This window comes from Microbacterium keratanolyticum (assembly GCF_016907255.1).
GTDB lineage: Bacteria > Actinomycetota > Actinomycetes > Actinomycetales > Microbacteriaceae > Microbacterium > Microbacterium keratanolyticum.
The window spans coordinates 2,140,293-2,158,991 of record NZ_JAFBBQ010000001.1 but is presented as its reverse complement, the minus strand read 5'-3'; the positions used below and the strand labels follow the sequence as shown (position 1 = coordinate 2,158,991).

Genomic DNA, 18,699 nt, shown 5'->3' with positions numbered 1-18,699 from the left:
CGTCCGGGCGCTGGGGAAGAGGAAAGCAATGAGCGAGACGACGTCTGTGCCCGACACGACGCCTGCACCGCGCCGCCGTCGGCAATGGGGCGCTGAGCGCCCAAAGCCGCCACTGCCCGCCGTGCACGAGCGCCCGTCGACCACGAAGCTCATCCTCGGTCGTGTCGCGATCTGGGTGACCGTGGCGATGTGGATGCTCTATGTGCTGACGGTGGTCGTGACACTGTTCTTCGCGGGCGAGTTCGACACGCCCTGGCGCGTGATCGAAGGAGCGTCCTACGTCATCGTCGTGACGTTCCTCACCTTCTCGGCCCTCATGTACCTCGTCGCACGACAGGGAGCTTTCGAGCGGTTCCGTACGCACCAGCGCACGCCCCGCGCCGAACTCGACCGGCACTTCGCGCACGCGCACCGCCCGCTGACCGTCCTGGTGCCGTCGTACGCCGAGGAGCCGGCGGTCATCCGCAAGACGCTCTGGTCAGCCGCACTCCAGGAGTACCCCTCGCTGCGAGTGGTGCTCCTGATCGACGACAACCCGAACCCGCAGGGCGAGAGCGCCATCGCGCGGATGACGGAGACCCGCGGTATCGCACAGGAGATCGCCCTCGAGATGGCCGAGCCTGCCGCACTGTTCCAGACCACGCTGGAGGAGTTCGAAGAGGACTGGGATGCCGCGAATGGCCTCCTGCTCGTGGAAGGCGCGTACCACGACGCCGTGGACTGGCTGCACAGATTTGCCGCCCGCGTTCCGCGCGAGGACCACGTCGACGACTTCTTCATCGACGAGGTTCTGCTCGGGCTGGCTGATGATCTCGAATCCTCGGCGATCGCAGTGGGGACTGCGATCGCCGAGGGTTCGACCCTCCCCGCCGAGCGCGTGCACGAGCTGCTGCGACGCCTCGTGTGGATCTTCACCGCCGAGCTCGCGAGCTTCGAGCGCAAGAAGTACATCTCGCTGTCGCACGAGGCGAACAAGGCGATGAACCTGAACTCGTACATCGGACTGCTCGGTGGGCGCTTCGTCGAGGAGCACACGGAGAAGGGCATCATGCTGCGACCGGCCCCCGGTGGCGCGCGGGCCGATCTCGACATCCCCTACTCCGACTTCGTGCTGACCCTCGACGCCGACTCGCTGCTGCTGCGCGACTACTGCCTGCGGCTCGTGCACTTCCTGGAGCAGCCCGAGAACGCGACCGTCGCCGTCACGCAGACGCCGTACTCCTCGTTCCGCGGTGCACCCACCCGTCTGGAGCGGCTGGCAGGTGCGACAACCGACGTGCAGCACATCCTGCATCAGGGCATGACCTATCACAACGCGACCTTCTGGGTCGGGGCGAACGCCGTCATCCGCATGGAGGCACTCGACGACATTCTCGAGATCGAGAACGACAACGGGTTCGAGATCCGCCGCTACGTGCAGGACCGCACGGTCATCGAAGACACCGAGTCCAGCATCGACCTCGCCGTGCACGGCTGGAAGCTCGTGAACTACCCCGAGCGTCTGAGCTACAGCGCGACGCCGCCGGACTTCGGCTCACTCATCGTGCAGCGTCGACGCTGGGCGAACGGCGGTCTGCTGATCATGCCGAAGATGTGGCGTCGCGTGCGCGAGCAGCGTCGCGCCTACACGCCGCTGTCGCTCGGCGAAGTCACTCTGCGACTGAACTACATGGCCTCGATCGCCTGGGCGAGCGTGGGCCTGATCTTCCTGCTCGTCTACCCCTACGACAACCGACTCGTGAGCCCGTTCATCCTGCTGGGCGCGCTGCCGTACTTCCTCGCGATGGCGAGCGACCTGAAGTACTGCGGCTACAAGCGCACGGATGTGCTGCGGATCTACGGCTTCAACCTGATCCTGCTCCCCGTGAACATGGCCGGAGTCCTCAAGTCGATCCAGCAGGGCCTCACCGGCATGAAGATCCCCTTCGCACGCACGCCGAAGGTCAAGGACCGCACCAGCGCTCCGCTGCTGTACATCGTCGCGCCGATCGTGATCATCGTGTACTCGGGCTTCATCGCCTGGATCAGCTTCCAGCAGGGGTCGTGGGGAACGCTCGCGTTCTCGCTCGTCAACGCGACGCTGGCGACCTGGTCGTTCCTGGCGAACGTCGGCATCCGCGCCGCACTCGTGGACACCTGGTACGGGCTGACGGACTGGATGTGGGTGGAGGACGCCGACGCCGCGGCGGCAGGAGAAGCGGATGCTGCGCCGGCCCGTGACTGGCGGACGGTGCTGCACGAGGGGCACCCGGCTCCCGGTGCGCGCGGCGTCGACGAGATCCGTCGTGCCGCGGAGACGCGCAGCGTGCTGCCTGCGTCGGCCACCCCTCGGTACGACACCGTGCCCGCGGTGGGCGCCGACGACGCCGACTTCCGCCGCCCCTCCCCCGTCACCGAAACCCGCGATGAGAACGTGAGCGTGTCCGCATGAGTGTCCGTACCGGTCGTCACCCCGGAAAGCGCCTGTCGCCGCTGCGCGTGCTCATCGGCGTGGCCGTCGTCCTCGCCGTCACGGGTGCAGCGATCGTCGTCCCGTGGCAGCTGTCGCGCACCGCACCCATCACGACCGCGGGTGCGGGACCGCACTGGTTCGGTGGCTACTTCGATGTCACCGCCGCGCCTGTCTCGGAGCAGCCGAACGCGAGCGACGCTTCCGACACCGTCGTGCTCGCGTTCATCGTCGCGCAGAGCGATATGAGCTGCGTGCCGACCTGGGGCGGTGCGTACGGCCTGCGGCAGGCAGGCAGCGAACTCGACCTCGACCGCAGGGTCGACCAGATGCGCCGAGACGGCACGCACGTCGCGGTCTCCTTCGGTGGCGCGATCAACACCGAACTGGCCTCGGCCTGCGCGTCGGTTCCGGACCTCATGAAGGCGTACTCGGCGGTTCTGGACCGCTACGACATCACGGCGATCGACCTCGATCTCGAGGGCGAGAACCTGGCCGACACGGTCGCCGCCGAGCGCCGCGCGGATGCGGTCGCCGCACTGCAGCAGCAGCGCGAGGCTGCCGGCGGTCGCCTGGATGTCTGGGTGACGCTGCCGGTCGCGACCGATGGCCTCACCGACGAGGGCCTGCAGGCCGTGCGCACGCTGCTGCGCGGCGGCGTCGATCTCGCCGGCGTCAACGTCATGACGATGAACTACGGCACCGACCTCAACCGGCGCTCGCTCGCAGACGTCTCGATCGAGGCTCTGGAGGCCACGCACGATCAGCTCGCGGACATCTACGCGGAGTTGCGCATCGGCCTCCCGGCCGAAGGCGCCTGGGCGGTGCTCGGTGCGACGCCGATGATCGGCCAGAACGACATCGCGAGCGAGGTCTTCACGATCGATGATGCGCGCGAGCTCAACGCCTTCGCCCGCAAGGCGAAACTCGCACGTCTTTCGATGTGGTCACTCAACCGCGACCGGCAGTGCGGCACGAACTACCCCGACCTCTCGGTCGTGTCGGATGCGTGCAGTGGCGTCGATCAGGCCGGCCTGTCGTTCGCAGGTGTGCTCGCCAACGGCTTCGACGGGGAACGGCTCGAGAGCGATGACCCGGCGCCGACGCCATTCACCCCCGTGCCCGACGACCCTGCGACGAGCCCCTACCCGATCTGGTCACCGGAGACGTCGTACTCCGCGGGCGTGCGCGTCGTCTGGCACGGCTACGTGTACTCCGCGAAGTGGTGGGTGACGGGTGGCCCCCAGCCCGACGACCCCATCGCGACGGCCGACCAGACCTCCTGGGTGCTCGTCGGCCCGGTCATGCCGGATGATGAGCCGTTCGCCCTGCCGACCCTCCCCGCCGGGACGTACCCCGAGTGGTCGGAGACGCAGGCCTTCGAGAAGGGCGCCCGAGTGATGTTCGAAGGTGTGGGCTACCGCGCGAAGTGGTGGACGTTGGGAGATCTGCCCAGCGATGGCATCACCGACCGCGACCGCTCCCCCTGGGCGCTGATCGACGAGGAGTAGTCAGCGACCGTCGACCTGCGGGGTGAGGCGATAGCCCACCCCGCGGACGGTCTCGATGTACCGCGGATCCGCCGTGTTGTCGCCGATCTTGCGTCGCAGGTTCGCCATGTGCGCTTCGATGACCCGCTTGTCGGGTTCACCCACGAAGTACGACGACGCGAACGCCTCGCCGCGCAGAACGAGCGCGAGGTCGGCCTTGCTGCGCACGCGGCGCTTCGATTCGAGAAGCGTCGCCAGCAGTCCGAACTCGGTGGGAGTCAGATCGACTTCCTTCTGCGCGACGAGAACCGTGTGCGTCTCCAGGTTCAGGCTGAGATCGCGGTGCAGGCGCCAGACGGCGGCCCCCTCGAGATCCTCCAGCGCGGCCGACACGGCCGGGTTGCGTGCCGGCACGGCGGCAGTGGCAGCATCCGGAACAGTGAGTTCGGTGCGCGGGCGGCGCATCAGCGCCTCGATCCGGGCACGCAGCTCTCGCGGTCGGAACGGCTTCGCCAGGTAGTCGTCGGCGCCCGAGGCGAGCCCCAGCACGATGTCGGACTCTTCTGCCAGCGCCGACAGCATGATGATGTACGTCGAGCTGACCTTGCGGATGCGCCGGGCCACTTCGAAGCCGTCGATGCCGGGAAGGTTGATGTCGAGGGTCGTGATCGTCGGCTGGTGCGCGATGACCGCCTCGACACCGTCGGTGCCCGTCTCGGCCATGACCGTGCGGAATCCGGCCGACCGGAAGACCTCGTCGAGCAGACTTCGGACGGCGGCGTCGTCTTCGATGATCACAGCGGTCTGCGTTTGTGCGGATGGATCAGTCATGTAGGCGAAAGCTCATCTCTCGGGGCTGTCACTGAACGCAGGCGCACGCGACGGGGTAGTCGGCCGATATCCTACCGGTCGGGCGTGTCCCAAGGGAAACGCCGTCGGATCAGCGTGAAGCGGTACGACGTTCGATCGTAACGACTCGCGGTGCATCTGCGTCGAGTTCTTCGTCCGGAGCATCCGTCTGCGCGCCGATCGGGCGCTCGATCTCGATGTCCCACCACTCGTCGGCGAGCTCTTCCGCCATTCCCCGTCCCCATTCGACGACCACGACGGAGCGCGCGACGTCGATGTCGAGGTCATCGACCTCGGCGGCGGACCCGAGACGGTACGCGTCCATGTGCACGAGGGCAGGACCGCCCACGAGTGAGGGGTGTGTGCGAGCGATCACGAACGTGGGGCTCTGCACTGGCCCGCGCACTCCGAGCGCCTCCGCGAGGCCGCGCGTGAAGGTCGTCTTGCCTGCGCCGAGCGGACCCGTGAGGATCACGACGTCACCCGCACGAAGCGCCGTGCCGACCTCGTGGCCCAGCCGCTCCATGCCGTCGGACGTCGCGATCTCCCGGCGTCCGGCGAGGGTCACGAGACACTCCGGCGCGGCACGCGATTGCCGATGCGGGTCACGATCTCGTAGTTGATCGTGCGGGCAGCATCCGCCCACTCCGTGGCCGAAGGCACACCGAGCGTCGGATCGCCGAACAGTACGACCTCATCGCCGACGTCGACCGGATGGTCGCCGACATCGACCACGAACTGATCCATCGCGATGCGCCCGGCGACCCGGAAGCGCCGCCCGTTGATCATGACGGGCCCAAGGTCGGATGCCTGGCGCGGAACGCCATCGGCATAGCCGAGCGGGACGAGCGCGAGCGTCGTCTCGGCGGCGGTGCGGTGCACATAGTTGTAGGAGACGCCCGTGCCTGCGGGCACACGACGCACGGCGGCGACAGCGGCGCGCAGTGTCATCGCCGGACGCAGGCCCAAGTCGCTGGAGGTGCGATCGTCGAACGGCGAGAGGCCGTACAGGCCGATCCCGATGCGGACAGCGTCGAGGCGCGTCTCGGGCAACGCGATCGCGGCGGCGGTCGCGGCGAGGTGTCGGATCTCCGGGTGGATGCCGGATGCCGCTGCGAGCGCGACGCCGCGTTCGAACTCGGCGAGCGCCGCTCGGTCATCGTCGTCGGAGGTGTTGGAGAGGTGGCTGAAGAGGCCGATGATGCGGATGCGGCCGATGCGCTCCAGGCGCGCCGCCTCGGCGAAGACCCGCTCCCACTGTGCGGGCGCGATGCCGCTGCGCGAGAGTCCGGTGTCGAGCTTGAGGTGCACGCCGACGGGTTCGGTCGTCGCCGCGCGACCTACGGCCTCGATCTGAGCGAAGGACGAGACGCCGACCTCGATGCGCGCCTCCGCGGCCGCGTGGAAGTCCTCACCCGGCGCGTGCAGCCACGCCATGAGCGGCGCCGTGATGCCGTGGCGCCGCAGCGCGAGCGCCTCATCGATCGTCGCGGCACCCAGGCGGGTGGCGCCTCCGGCGAGCGCCGCCACGGCGGCCGCGGCGTCACCGTGCCCGTAGGCGTTGGCCTTCACGATGCCGATGACGTCGACGCCGGTGAGTCGACGCAGGTGACGGACGTTGTCGCTGATGGCGTCGAGGTCGATCACGGCCTCACGGAACAGATCGGTCACGGGGCTCCTTCTGCGACGACGAACGCGGCGGCCATTCCGGCATCATGAGTGAGAGTCAGGTGCACGGTGGTGATCCCGCGCTCGCGCACGACCTCCTCCGTGGAACCGGACAGGACGAAGACCGGGCGACCGGATGCCTCCGAGGCGATCTCGATCTCGGTCCAGTGCACGCCGTCCGAACCACCGAGAGCCTTGATGAGGGCCTCTTTGGCGGCGTAGCGTGCGGCCAGCGACGGCAGGCGCAGCATCCGCTCCGATGGGGCGAAAAGGCGCTCCATCAACCGCGGTGTGCGCTCGAGCGTGCGTTCGAACCGCGGGATGTCCACAAGATCGATGCCGGTGCCGATGATCACCGTTCCAGCCTAGTCGTCGGGTCCGGGCGTGGTCCGGCGCCTCTCTGGTCCCCCTCCCCTCCCGGCCCTTCCCCTCCCAGGAACGGATGGCGGGAGAATTCCCACCTGGCTGGAGAAACGGATGGGCTCACCCCTGGTTGCGGCCCGCCCTCCCGCCATCCGTCCCGCGGCCCGGTGAAGCGTGGGGCCACAAGTGTCGTCGACGCCTTCTGCACAGCATGCGTCTCTCTCGTCCCGTGCACGGGTTCCGGGATCAACGAGCCACCGGCCGCGACCCAGGCGCACGATGATCGGATGCCTCAGCTCAGATCCATCCTCGCCGCCCGCGACGGCGTCGCGCGCGGAACCGAACTCGCGACGTACGGCTGGAGCCGCAAACGTTTGAGTGCCGCTGTCCATCAGCGGGCCATCATCCGGGTTCGGCCCGGCGTCTTCGCGTCCCGCGACGCTCATGAGGATGTGGTCATCGCGGCCGCCCACGGCGGAGCTGTGACCTGCGCCCGCGCGCTGCGCCTGCACCGCGTGTGGGTGCTGGACGTTCAGGATGAGCATGTCCACGTGTGGCTCGGGCAGGGGAATCGCGCACATACTCATTCCGGATGCCACTGCGTGCCGCACTACCGACCGGGGCGTCTCCTGCTCGGGATCGCACCGCTCGAAGATGCCCTCGTGCACGCGTTCGCCTGTCACGGGTCCGAGTTCTTCTTCGTCGCGTTCGAGTCCGCGTGGAACCTGAGGCTGCTGTCGGCGTCTGCGCGCCAGCGCATCCGGACTGCACTCCCCCGCGATGCGCGATGGCTGGTCGATTTCGCGCGCGGCGATGCCCAAAGCGGACTCGAGTCGCTTCTCCGGCTGCGCCTTCACCTGCTCGGGATCGCGGTGCAGCCGCAGGTCGAGATCGGCGGCGTGGGCCGTGTCGACATGGTCATCGAACGGTGCCTCATCCTCGAGGCCGACGGACGCGCAAACCACGAGAGCGCACCGAAGCGGCACCGCGACCTGGTGCGCGACGCGGCGGCCTCGCAGCGAGGCTATGAGACGTTGCGATTCGACTATGCGCAGATCGTGCACGAGTGGGACGCCGTCGTCGCGGCGATCATCGCCGCGATCGTCCGCGCCCGACGTGGATAAAGGATCGGGTACGGATGGCGGGAGATATCACGTCCGAAGGCAAGATCCGGCCATCGCCGGCGGCCTGCCCCGGAATCTCCCGCCATCTGTGCCCGGGATCACTCGACGGTGACGGACTTGGCGAGGTTGCGCGGCTGGTCAACATCCAGGCCCTTCGCGGTGGCGAGCGCCATCGCGAAGATCTGCAGCGGGATGACCGCAAGGATCGGCTCGAAGAACGCTCCGGCGAGCGGGATGCGGATGACCTCGTCGGCGAACGGGAGCACCGCGGCGTCTCCCTCTTCCGCGACGACGATGACCCTGGCTCCGCGGGCACGGATCTCCTGGATGTTGGAGACGACCTTGGCGTGGATGAGAGCCGAGTGCCGCGGCGACGGAACGATCACGAAGACAGGCTGGCCCGGCTCGATCAGCGCGATCGGGCCGTGCTTGAGCTCACCGGCGGCGAAGCCTTCGGCGTGGATGTACGAGATCTCCTTGAGCTTCAGGGCACCCTCGAGCGCGATCGGGTAGCCGACGTGACGCCCGAGGAACAGCACGGAGCGGGTGTCGGCCATCCAGCCGGCGAGCTGGGCGACGTGACCCTGCTCCGACTCGAGCACGTGCGCGAGCTTGGCCGGCAGCGCCTCGAGCTCAGCGACCGAGGCGGCTCCGTCCTCCAGAGAACCGCGAACACGCCCCACGTGCAGGCCGAGCAGCAGCAGCGCGGTGATCTGGGCGACGAATGCCTTGGTGGATGCCACGGCGACCTCGGGTCCGGCGTGCGTGTAGACGACCGCATCCGACTCGCGCGGGATCGTCGCCCCCTGGGTGTTGCAGATCGAGAGGGTGCGGGCGCCGCGCTCGCGGGCGTACTTCACGGCCATGAGGGTGTCCATCGTCTCGCCGGACTGGCTGATCGACACGACGAGCGTGTCGGCGCCGATCACCGGGTCGCGGTAGCGGAACTCGTGCGCGAGCTCGACGTCGACGGGGATGCGCGCCCAGTGCTCCAGCGCGTACTTGCCGACGAGGCCCGCGTACGACGCCGTGCCGCAGGCGGTGATGATGATGCGGTTGATGCCCGTGAAGAGGTCATCGAGTCCGTCGAGTTCCGGAATGACGACAGCCCCGTCACGCACGCGGCCGCGGATGGTGTTCGCGACGGCCTCTGGCTCTTCGGCGACCTCCTTCGCCATGAAGCTCGGCCATCCGCCCTTCTCTGCCGCTGCCGCGTCCCACGAGACCTCGAACGGCTCGGGCTCGACCGGGTTGCCGTCGAAGTCGGTGACGGTGACCGCGTCGGGGGTGATCGAGACGATCTGATCCTGGCCGATCGCGAGCGCGTGACGGGTGTGCTCAACGAAGGCGGCGACGTCGGATCCGAGGAAGTTCTCCCCCTCGCCGAGGCCGATCACGAGCGGAGAGTTGCGGCGAGCGCCGACGACGAGCCCCGGCTGGTCCTGGTGCATAGCGAGCAGCGTGAACGCACCTTCCAGGCGGTTGACCACCGCGAGGAACGCGCTCTGCAGATCGCCGGTCTTGCGGTACTCGCGTCCCAGCAGCGCCGCGGCGACCTCGGTGTCTGTCTCGCTGCGGAAGGTCACACCCTCTGCTTCGAGTTCGGCGCGCAGCGCGGAGAAGTTCTCGATGATGCCGTTGTGGATGACCGCGAGACGGTCATCGTCGGCGAGATGCGGATGCGCGTTGACATCCGTCGGCCCACCGTGGGTCGCCCAGCGCGTGTGGCCGATGCCGGTCGTCCCCTCGGCGAGCTCGTGCTCGGTGAGCGAGTCGCGCAGCACGCTGAGCTTGCCGGCCTTCTTGCGCATGTTCAGGCCACCCTCGGCGTCGATCACCGCGATGCCTGCCGAGTCGTAACCGCGGTACTCCAGGCGGGCGAGTCCGGCGATCAGGATTTCCTGGCTGGGGCGCGGCCCCACGTATCCGACGATTCCACACATAGAGCCCAGAGTAGAGCCGGATTTTTGCGAAGGTTCTGAACATTTATTCTGCACAGACGCCGAACATAACCGCTGGTGGCGATGCAGAAAGCGGATGCCGCAGCATCCGCTTTCCGTGATTCCTAGAGCTTGCGCAGCAGAACGCTCTCGACGGCGTGATCGGTGCCCTTGTTCAACACGAGCGAGGCCCTGTGCCGAGTCGGCCAGACATTCTCGACGAGGTTGGGCATGTTGATGTCGTTCCAGTACCCGAGCGCCGTCGTGACGGCTTCCTCGTCAGTGAGGTGTGCGAACACGTTGAAGTACGACGAGGGATTGGAGAATGCCCCCTTGCGCAGCGCGAGGAAGCGATCGACGTACCACTGCTCGATGTTCTCGGGGGCGGCATCGACGAAGATCGAGAAGTCGAACAGGTCGCTCACGGCGACGTCGTTCGGCGCCGCCGGAGGCTGCAGCACATTGAGCCCCTCGACGATCACGACGTCGGGACGCCGCACGACGACGTGCGCGTCGGGCACGATGTCGTAGCGGATGTGCGAGTAGAACGGTGCGCGCACCTCGGCGGCACCGCTCTTGACCTCGGTCAGGAAGTCGATGAGCGCCCTGCGGTCGTACGACTCGGGGAAGCCCTTGCGGTCCATGAGGCCGCGGCGCTCGAGCTCGGCATTCGAGTAGAGAAAGCCGTCGGTCGTGACGAGTTCGACGCGCGGCGTTCCCGGCCACCTGCTCATCAGCTCGCGCAGGAGTCGGGCGATCGTCGACTTGCCGACGGCCACCGATCCGGCGACGCCGACGACGAACGGCGTGGTGGAGTCCTCCTCCTGGAGGAACGTGCTCGTCGCCGCGCCGAGGCGCTTCGTCGAGGTCGCGTACAGGCTGAGCAGACGGCTGAGCGGCAGGTAGACCTCGCGCACCTCGGTCACGTCGAGGCGGTCGCCGATGCCGCGGATCTCCACGACCTCTGTCTCACTGAGCGGCTGGTCGAGACCCTGCGCGAGGCGGGCCCACTCTGCACGGTCGATCTGCCGGTACGGCGAGAGCGGCGTCTTCTGATCGGCGGTCACAGCTCAATGGTACTGATGCGGAACTCAAGGCCGGCGCGGGAGGACTACTCTCGTGACGTGCGACTCGGAGTTCTCGACATTGGTTCCAACACGGTGCATCTGCTGGCGGCGGATGCGCACCCCGGTGGTCGTCCGCTCGCGACGACGAGTGATCGCACGATCGTGCGGCTCATGCGCTATCTGACGCCTGCCGGCGCGATCAGCGAAGACGGAGTGCAGGCGCTGGAGGCCGCTGTCGCGCAGGCGAAGGCCGTCGCCACCGCCGAGGGTGTGGATGCGCTGCTGGCGACGGCGACGAGTGCGGTGCGCGAGGCCGCGAACGGCCCCGCGGTGATCGCCCGTCTGGAGGCGATCCTCGGCCAGCCCCTGCAGGTTCTGGAGGGCGAGGCCGAAGCGCGGCACACGTTCTTGGCGGTGCGCCGCTGGTTCGGCTGGTCGGCCGGTCGCATTCTGCTGTTCGACATCGGCGGCGGATCGCTCGAGATCGCGTCCGGCGCCGAGGAGGTTCCTGATGTCGCCGCATCCATCCCGCTCGGCGCGGGGCGGCTGACGGTGCAGTTCCTGCCGAACGACCCTCCCGGTGAGAACGCGGTCGAGCATCTGCGTGCGCATGCCGACGAGGTGCTCGCCCCGGTCGCAGCATCCTTCGCAACGCTCCCCCGCCCGGATCGCGTGGTCGGCTCGTCGAAGGCGATCCGCTCGCTCGCGCGGCTGGCCGGCTCCCCCCTCCCGGGCGCGCAGGGCGGAGAGCGGATGCTGCTGCGCCGCAGCGAGCTCGGATCGTGGATCCCCCGGCTCGCCCGGCTCCCCGCGTCCGCTCGTCAGGAGCTGCCCGGCATCACCCCCGATCGCACGTTCCAGATCGTCGCGGCCGCTGTGGCTCTGCACGCGGCGATGACGGCGCTGCGCGTGGATGAGCTGGAGGTGTCGCCGTGGGCCCTGCGCGAGGGGGTGCTGCTGCGCTACATCGAGCAGATGGAGTGGGCGACCCCCGTCTAGGCTGGAACGATGCCGACCCACGCCCGCCTGCGCTTCGCCGCGCGCGTGCTGCTAGTGCCCTATCTCGTCGCACTCGCGCTGATCGTCTGGCTTCCGGGCGAGGACGCCTCGCAGGTCACGGGCATCGTCGGAACGATCGCCCAGTGGGTGGCCGACAGCGTGGGAGTGCCCTTCGACGCCGCGTACGTGCCGTTGGAGTTCCTCGCGAACGTCGCGCTCTTCGTGCCCTTCGGCCTTCTTCTCGCCGCGTCCGCTCCTCGCATGTCGTGGTGGGGTGTGACACTCGCCGGGTGCGCGACGAGTGTGCTGATCGAGGTCGTGCAGATCCTGCTGCCGACACGCTTTCCGACGCTGTCCGACGTCATCGCCAACACTGCGGGAGCAGCGCTCGGCTGGCTGGTGTGGCGTCTTGCCACACGGGTCGTGGAGCGTCGACGTTCTACGCTGAACGCATGAGCCCCGATCTCGACGACACCCGCCCCAACCTGAGTCGCCGTGAATGGCGTGAACAGCTCGCAGCGGCACGGTCACCGTTCGGTGGCCCCGCTGCTGTGGACGCGAGGTCGCCCGAGGGCTCGGAGACCCCCGTCACGATCCTGACCGTGTGCACCGGCAACATCTGCCGCTCGCCCATGGCCGAGGTGCTCCTGCGCGAGCGTCTGCGCGATCTCGGGGTCCGCGTTCACAGCGCCGGCACCCATGCGCTGGTCGGCCACGGGATGACCCCGCAGGCCCAGGAGATCGCTGTGCAGCGCGGGGCGCGGGAAGCGGATGCATCCGCACATGCCGCGCGCTACCTGGTCGAGCCTTTGCTGATGGAGTCAGATCTCGTGATCACCATGACACGCGAGCACCGCTCTCACGTCGTCCAGATGGTGCCGCAGCTCATGAAGCGCGCCTTCCCGGTACGCGAATTCGCGCGTCTGGCTGCAACTCTCACCACCGACGAGGCGCGCGCCGCGGCCCATGCAGCCGGCGGCGATGTGCACGCGCGAGTGCGGGCCGCCCTTCGGGCCGTCACCGATCAGCGGGGAAAGTCGCCCGCCGACCAGAGCAAGGATGACGTGATCGACCCGTACCGCCGCTCCGGCGAGGTTTACGAGCAGTCCGCGAACGAGCTGCTGCCTGCGCTCGACGAAGTCGAACGCATTTTGCGCGCGGCGCTCGAGAAACAGCGAAACTAGCCACGACTCGCCGTATGCTCGGCTGGAAGCGGGCTTCTGGGGCCCGCGAGCTGAGGGGAACGACGTGGAGCTTCGCGACTATCTGCGCATCGTACGCGCGCACTGGATCGTCATCATCCTGGCAACGGCGCTGGGCGCGGGTGTCGCGTTCGGCTGGAGCCTGCTGCAGCCCAAGGTGTACACGGCAGATGCCACCGGGATCGTCACCGCCACCTCGAACGATGGTTCGACGGGCAGTGCGCTGATCGGCAATCAACTCGCGCAGAGCCGTGTGAAGTCGTATCTGAACCTCGGTTCCTGGCGCGCGGTCGCGGAGCACGCGATCGACGAGCTCGGTCTCGACACGTCGCCGGAGTCCCTGGTGTCGCGGGTGACACTGACCAATCCCATCGACACGACAGTGCTGAAGGTCACGGCGACGGGCAGCACGCCCGAGGACGCACAGGAGCTCGCTGAGGCCTGGATGCGCGGTATGGCGGCCGAGATCTCGACGCTCGAGGGCGGCACATCGACGACCCCTGGCGCGGTGACACTCACTGTGGGCGATTCCGCGCGCCTGCCCAGCGCGCCCTCGTCGCCGAACATGCGGCTCAACGTGCTGCTCGGCGCCGGGGTCGGCCTCGCACTCGGCCTCGCATACGCATTCCTCCGTCACATGCTCGATCGACGCGTGCGCCACCCACGCGACATCGAACGCGAGACCGGCGTCTCGGTGATCGGCACGCTGCCCCTGGAGAAGAACCTCAGCGGTGAGCGCCAGGTGATCGACTTCTCTCTCGGCGGCTCGGATCGGGTCTCGCATCACACCGTCGAGGCGATCCGCGAACTGCGCACGAACCTGCAGTTCATCGACGTCGACAACCCGCCCCGTGTCATCGTCGTCACCAGCTCCGTGCCCGGCGACGGCAAGTCCACCGTGTCGGTGAACCTCGCCTCGAGCCTGGCCGCTGCCGGGCAATGGGCGATCCTCATCGACTGCGACCTGCGCCGACCGGTGATCGCGGACATCTTCGGCATGTCCAAGGACGCGGGCCTGACCGACATCCTCGCCGGACGCGCCCAGCTGGAGGATGTCACCTTCCGCCCGCAGAAGGACACCCCGCTCGCGGTGATCGGGGCAGGACGCATTCCTCCGAACCCGAGCGAGCTCCTCGGCTCCCAGCGCATGCGCGACTTCGTGCGCGCGCTGAGTGAGTCCGCGATCGTCATTCTCGACTCTCCCCCGGTGCTGCCCGTGACCGATGCCGCCGTGTTGGCAGGCTCCGCAGACGGCGTGATCGTCATCGCGTCGTCCGGCAAGACGACGTTCGACATGCTGCAGCGCGCCGTGGCGAACATCACCCGTTCGACGGGGCGCGTGCTGGGAATCGTCCTGAATCGCGTGCCCCGCAAGGGCTCGGCATCGGCCTACTACGGCCGTGAGTACTACGGCACGTTCGAGGAGTACACCGCGCCGGCGCCCCGCCCCTCGGCGGACGACGCCCCGCCCCCGCGGGCGCGGCGGTCACGGGCGACGCAGTCGAGCTGATCAGGTGAGCCCGACCAGCCCCTGACGGTTCATCTTCGCGAGGATGGCGACGGTGTCGTCGCGAACATCGTCGACCGCGTCGGCGTTCTTCGCGACCCGGCGTACGAGGACCGACTGCGGTATCGCGATCTCCGCGGCGAGGGCCTGCCAGATCGTGTGCGACACGCCCTCGAACACCACCGCCGGGTTCCCCCCGTCGGTGGTGAAGACCGTGGTGCGATCCTGTTCAGTGACCCAGTGCACACCGTCGGCGAGACACCACGAGGGCTCATTCGCGAGCGTCCCATCACGCAGGAGCTCCGAGAGCGTGTCTGCCAGCACGGCGCGCGTGTCGATGCCGTCAGGCGCACCGTGCACGGCGACGACGTTCGCGTGGATCTCCTCGAAATCAGCGCCGTGCGCCGCCTCCCAGATCGCCGGCCCCACCCCGTCGAGGACACGCAGTTCTCCGCCTTCGCCGCCCCGTCGCAGCACGGCGATCGCACCGCCGTCGACGAGAAGTTCATCGACCATCGCCGCATGGTGGTAGCGGATGCGGCCGTCGTTCGGAGCAGAACCTGTGAAGTCGCGGAGCGCACGACGCTCCGCGGGTTTGACCCCGTGCGCCGGATCGCTCTTCAGCAGCTCGCGCATCACAGGGCGCAGCGTCTCGGCTTCACGATAGCGGATCCGCACCGCTCCCCCGGTGGCCTCAAGCAGCGCAGCTGCCGCTCGGAGACCTCCGGGCAGGTCGCAGAAGTAGCTCGTCTGCGGGCCGAGGAGCGCAAGAGCCTCAGCGAGGTCGAGCGGCATGATCACCGGCTCGTCCGGCCCCTCGGGATCGCGATCCAGAACGGCGATCTTGGCCAGGCGCAGTGACGTCGGATGCCACGGAACGCCGGGGAGCGTGGCTGTCGACACCTGCGTCTTGGGCGCGTCGTCGATCTCGATGATCGAAAGCGGCTTGCGATAGGCGACGACGCCGCCCTGGGGGTCGACTCCCACACTCTCGTCACTCACATAGGCGAGATCGCGCGACAGCACGCGCGCGGCGGTCGTCTTGCCGGTCCCCGAGGGCGCGACGAGCGCCACCGTGCGGCCCTGCTCATCGGCGAGTCCCGCGGCGTGCAGCATCCACAGCTCACCCCGCCTGTGCGCGAGCGCCGCGAGAGTGACGTCGGTCGACAGTACGGAGAGCATCACGTCATCGTCATGCTCGGCACTGACCGCGACTGTCGCGTCGGCGGGCGATCTGTGAGAGGTTCCGGCCGCCCATGCCGCCTGTATCGCCGCGAATGACGCGGCCGATCGAGCCGTCGCATCGATCTCGATGAGTGCACCCAGCGCCTCCACGATCACCCTCTGCGACATGCCTGCTACCCTACCCAGCGAAGTGGGTTCTTTCGCGATGAGGGCGTGGGGGTCGGTTTCAATGGCAGCACAGTCCGTTTCAAGGGCGACACAGATTGTTGGGCCAGAACAGCGGTCGGCTTCCGCAGCGAAGCACCGCGAACACGGGGGTGCCCGCGAGCCGTCTGCACACGTGCGCGCAGGGCTCGCAGAGTTGGATCTCGTGAAGGTTCCGGGATCGCTCGGCGTCGAGATCGTCGGTCAGCGGTATGGCCACGTCGGGCTCTGGAGGCTGTGGGGACGCTCGTGCGAGTTCGCCATGCATCCCCGCCCGAGGGCGGAGCCGGACGTCTCCTTCGTCTTCGTCGAATCCGGGATCGTCAGCGCACGGACTCCGGGTGAGGCCTGGCGCTCACTTGATGCGCCTCTCATCGTCGTCCCGACCGTGCGCGCCCGCCGCATCCGCATTCGGGGCACGTGGAGCATCACCGTCGCGAAACTGCCTCTGCGCGCTGTCGAGGCCTACGTACCCTTCCTGCCGAACAGTGTGGGAGTGTTCAGCACGACGCGGATGCTGGACTCGGCGATGCACCGATTCGTCGCCGCGGTGCTGCAGTCGGGCTCGGTCGGATCCGCCGTCGAGCGTTCGGCGATCGAGCAGCTGGCGACCGAGATGGCGGGCGGGGTGCTGCTCGACCGCACGGGACCCGACTGGGCGCAGGGAAGCCCCCATGCCGTGCTGCGCGATCGCGCGCTCGGGCTGATCTCTCAGGAGTGCGCGGATCCGGATCTGACCCCCGCGCGTATCGCGACAGGTGTCCATGCCTCCCTGCGTCAGCTGCAGGCCGTTTTCGCGGAGTCGGGGACCTCGATCGCCCTTGAGATTCGACGTGCGCGAGCTCGCGCCGCACATGCGTTGCTCTCCGACAGCCGCTTCGATGCTCTCCCCATCGAGCAGATCGCGGCGAAGTCGGGCTTCGCGACGTCGATGAGCCTGCGTCGAGCCACCGAGGCGGTGTATCACCAGAGTCCCCGTGCCGTGCGCGAGCACCGAGGCGACGGACCTGACCCGCCGCGCGCCTCCGAATAGTCGACTCTCCTAACAAACTTTCCGCGCATTGTGCGCACACTTCGCGCAGAAAGCGCACCTCACCTGATGTGCCTTCTGCGCCCGCTCCCTAGCTTGAGCAGTGCGGGGTCGCTCCTGGGGGATGCGAAAGAGTGCGTCGCTCCTCGCGAATGAACTATTCGCGTCTGACCTGTGTCTGCACAGGAGAAGAGGGGCTCACCATGACGGAATCCACGACGGGCATCTCCCGCCGCACACTCGTGAAGGGCGCCGCGTGGTCGGTGCCCGTCCTTGCGCTTGCGGCGGCGACGCCGATGGCCGCCGCGTCGACGGCCGCGGCGACCGTCGCCTGGACGAATGCCGGGCAGATTCTTCGATTGAGCGTGTTCAACGGCGGGCAGGTGGCGGGGATCACCGCGCTGATGACCGCTCCGAACCAGCTGAGCATTCAGAACACGACCACCCCGATCGCGGGTCCGCTCACGATTCAGATCGTCAGCCAGTACAGCTCGGGCCTCGACCTCAGCCTTCTCGGCAAGCCTCGCGGAGTCGGCGTGCGCACTCTGAGCGGCTACACCGCATCCGGATGGAATGAGAGCGAAGGCGCCGTGCTCGTCAGCGTCCCTGTCGTGGGCACTCCCCTCCTTTGGGCTCCTTACACGATCACCTCGACGTTCAGCGTCCCCGGCCTCGCCGGAAATGCTGCCCACACCTTCGACGTCGGATACATGTACGGCCAGAACATCGACGGGCTCCTCAACCTGTCAGCGTTGATCACGTTCAACTTCACCGTCATCGTGCGGGACGCGAGCAACGCGATCGTCGGCGGAACGTCGGTGACAGCACCCGGTTCCTTCCTTCTGAACCTGTCCGTCCTCTAGCAGACCCCGGACCGGCGGTCACGGCATACTGATGACGTGACCGCCGATTCCGTTCCCCCGCCGCCGAGGCGCACGCCCATACGCCGCGTCACCGGCAGCGCCTGGTTCCACCTCGTGCTCGCATTCGTCGTCGTGGGCCTCGTGCTCTCGTTCATCGCGAAGCCCTATTGGGTGCCTTCGGCCTCCATGGAGCAGACACTGGAGATCGGCGATCGCGTCCTGGTGAACCGACTTGCCTATGTCGCGGCGGAACCGGCCACAGGGGACATCATCGTGTTCGACGCCGATGAGACCTGGGGCGCCCATGCCCCGCAGGACGCGAACCCCGTGATCGCCTTCGCACGCTGGCTCGGCTCTGTGAGCGGATTCGGCCCCTCCGGACAGCACACGCTCGTCAAGCGCGTGATCGCAGGGCCTGGTCAGACCGTCGAATGCTGCACCGCTCAGGGAGCACTCATCGTCGACGGGATTCCCATCGACGAGCCCTACGTCTTCCAGGACTTCCCCTTCATCGCCGGGTCCGTCGACTGCACGACCGACCCCAGGTCGCTGCGCTGCTTCGACAGCGTGACCGTGCCAGAGGACTCCTACCTCGTCCTCGGCGACAACCGGGGCAACTCGTCCGACTCCGCCGCCCAGTGCCGTGGGGTGACGGACGCTGGCCCGACGTGCTGGCGCTGGGCGCACGGAGGCGACGTCGTGGGCAAGGTCGTCGCGATCCTCTGGCCGATACAACGATGGGCCGTTCCGTAGAACGAC

The 18,699-nt window shown here is 68.0% G+C and carries 17 protein-coding genes; 10 read left to right on the top strand and 7 right to left on the bottom strand.

Annotated features, from left to right (window positions below; all coding sequences use genetic code 11):
- Positions 1-28: 28 nt before the first annotated feature.
- Positions 29-2,431, top strand: a complete 2,403-nt coding sequence (locus JOD62_RS10375) for a glycosyltransferase family 2 protein (RefSeq protein ID WP_204939222.1) — start codon at positions 29-31, stop codon at positions 2,429-2,431.
- Positions 2,428-3,960, top strand: a complete 1,533-nt coding sequence (locus tag JOD62_RS10370; protein ID WP_204939218.1) for a chitinase — start codon at positions 2,428-2,430, stop codon at positions 3,958-3,960. Before JOD62_RS10375 ends, JOD62_RS10370 begins: the two co-directional genes overlap by 4 nt.
- Here the strand turns inward: JOD62_RS10370 and JOD62_RS10365 are convergent, their stop codons facing one another.
- From JOD62_RS10365 to JOD62_RS10350, 4 genes are all read right to left on the bottom strand, one after another.
- On the bottom strand, positions 3,961-4,770 hold the full coding sequence (locus tag JOD62_RS10365; RefSeq protein WP_204939217.1) for a response regulator transcription factor: 810 nt from the start codon (positions 4,768-4,770) through the stop codon (positions 3,961-3,963).
- A 109-nt stretch (positions 4,771-4,879) separates the two neighbouring features.
- A complete protein-coding gene (tsaE, locus tag JOD62_RS10360; RefSeq protein ID WP_204940158.1) occupies positions 4,880-5,314 on the bottom strand; it encodes a tRNA (adenosine(37)-N6)-threonylcarbamoyltransferase complex ATPase subunit type 1 TsaE in 435 nt (144 codons plus the stop codon).
- 38 nt (positions 5,315-5,352) lie between these two features.
- Positions 5,353-6,459 (bottom strand): alanine racemase, encoded by a 1,107-nt coding sequence (gene alr / locus JOD62_RS10355; protein WP_204939215.1) that lies wholly within the window; start codon positions 6,457-6,459, stop codon positions 5,353-5,355.
- Positions 6,456-6,812, bottom strand: a complete 357-nt coding sequence (locus JOD62_RS10350; protein WP_204939213.1) for a holo-ACP synthase — start codon at positions 6,810-6,812, stop codon at positions 6,456-6,458. The genes alr and JOD62_RS10350 overlap by 4 nt, the downstream gene beginning before the upstream one ends.
- Positions 6,813-7,106: 294 nt before the next feature.
- Between JOD62_RS10350 and JOD62_RS10345 the strand changes: the two genes are divergently transcribed.
- Entirely contained in the window at positions 7,107-7,943 is an 837-nt protein-coding gene (locus JOD62_RS10345) for a type IV toxin-antitoxin system AbiEi family antitoxin domain-containing protein (RefSeq protein WP_204939211.1), read from the top strand.
- 98 nt (positions 7,944-8,041) lie between these two features.
- On the opposite strand, the gene glmS is transcribed toward JOD62_RS10345, so the two are convergent.
- A complete protein-coding gene (gene glmS / locus JOD62_RS10340; RefSeq protein ID WP_204939209.1) occupies positions 8,042-9,886 on the bottom strand; it encodes a glutamine--fructose-6-phosphate transaminase (isomerizing) in 1,845 nt (614 codons plus the stop codon).
- A 122-nt stretch (positions 9,887-10,008) separates the two neighbouring features.
- Positions 10,009-10,950, bottom strand: coding sequence for a type I pantothenate kinase (gene coaA, locus JOD62_RS10335; protein ID WP_204939207.1), 942 nt, complete (start codon positions 10,948-10,950; stop codon positions 10,009-10,011).
- A gap of 57 nt (positions 10,951-11,007) precedes the next feature.
- Between coaA and JOD62_RS10330 the strand changes: the two genes are divergently transcribed.
- From JOD62_RS10330 to JOD62_RS10315, 4 genes are all read left to right on the top strand, one after another.
- Positions 11,008-11,949, top strand: a complete 942-nt coding sequence (locus tag JOD62_RS10330; RefSeq protein WP_204939206.1) for a Ppx/GppA phosphatase family protein — start codon at positions 11,008-11,010, stop codon at positions 11,947-11,949.
- A gap of 9 nt (positions 11,950-11,958) precedes the next feature.
- Entirely contained in the window at positions 11,959-12,405 is a 447-nt protein-coding gene (locus JOD62_RS10325) for a VanZ family protein (protein ID WP_204939204.1), read from the top strand.
- Positions 12,402-13,133: an arsenate reductase/protein-tyrosine-phosphatase family protein gene (locus JOD62_RS10320; RefSeq protein ID WP_204939202.1), complete on the top strand. Its 732-nt coding sequence runs from the start codon at positions 12,402-12,404 to the stop codon at positions 13,131-13,133. The genes JOD62_RS10325 and JOD62_RS10320 overlap by 4 nt, the downstream gene beginning before the upstream one ends.
- A gap of 64 nt (positions 13,134-13,197) precedes the next feature.
- The gene (locus JOD62_RS10315) at positions 13,198-14,661 is read left to right on the top strand and encodes a tyrosine-protein kinase domain-containing protein (RefSeq protein WP_204939200.1); all 1,464 of its coding nucleotides are present in this window, start codon (positions 13,198-13,200) and stop codon (positions 14,659-14,661) included.
- Here JOD62_RS10315 and JOD62_RS10310 read toward each other — a convergent pair whose 3' ends face one another.
- Entirely contained in the window at positions 14,662-16,011 is a 1,350-nt protein-coding gene (locus JOD62_RS10310; RefSeq protein ID WP_204939199.1) for a hypothetical protein, read from the bottom strand.
- A 172-nt stretch (positions 16,012-16,183) separates the two neighbouring features.
- On the opposite strand from JOD62_RS10310, the gene JOD62_RS15105 reads away from it, so the two are divergent.
- The 3 genes from JOD62_RS15105 (at position 16,184) to lepB (ending at position 18,693) form a co-directional block, all read left to right on the top strand.
- The gene (locus JOD62_RS15105) at positions 16,184-17,080 is read left to right on the top strand and encodes a helix-turn-helix domain-containing protein (protein WP_204939197.1); all 897 of its coding nucleotides are present in this window, start codon (positions 16,184-16,186) and stop codon (positions 17,078-17,080) included.
- 200 nt (positions 17,081-17,280) lie between these two features.
- Entirely contained in the window at positions 17,281-17,940 is a 660-nt protein-coding gene (locus JOD62_RS10300; protein WP_204939195.1) for a hypothetical protein, read from the top strand.
- Positions 17,941-17,976: 36 nt separating this feature from the next.
- Positions 17,977-18,693 carry a signal peptidase I gene (gene lepB, locus JOD62_RS10295; protein ID WP_204939194.1) on the top strand — a complete coding sequence of 239 codons (717 nt, stop codon included), beginning with the start codon at positions 17,977-17,979 and terminating at the stop codon, positions 18,691-18,693.
- Positions 18,694-18,699 lie beyond the last annotated feature (6 nt).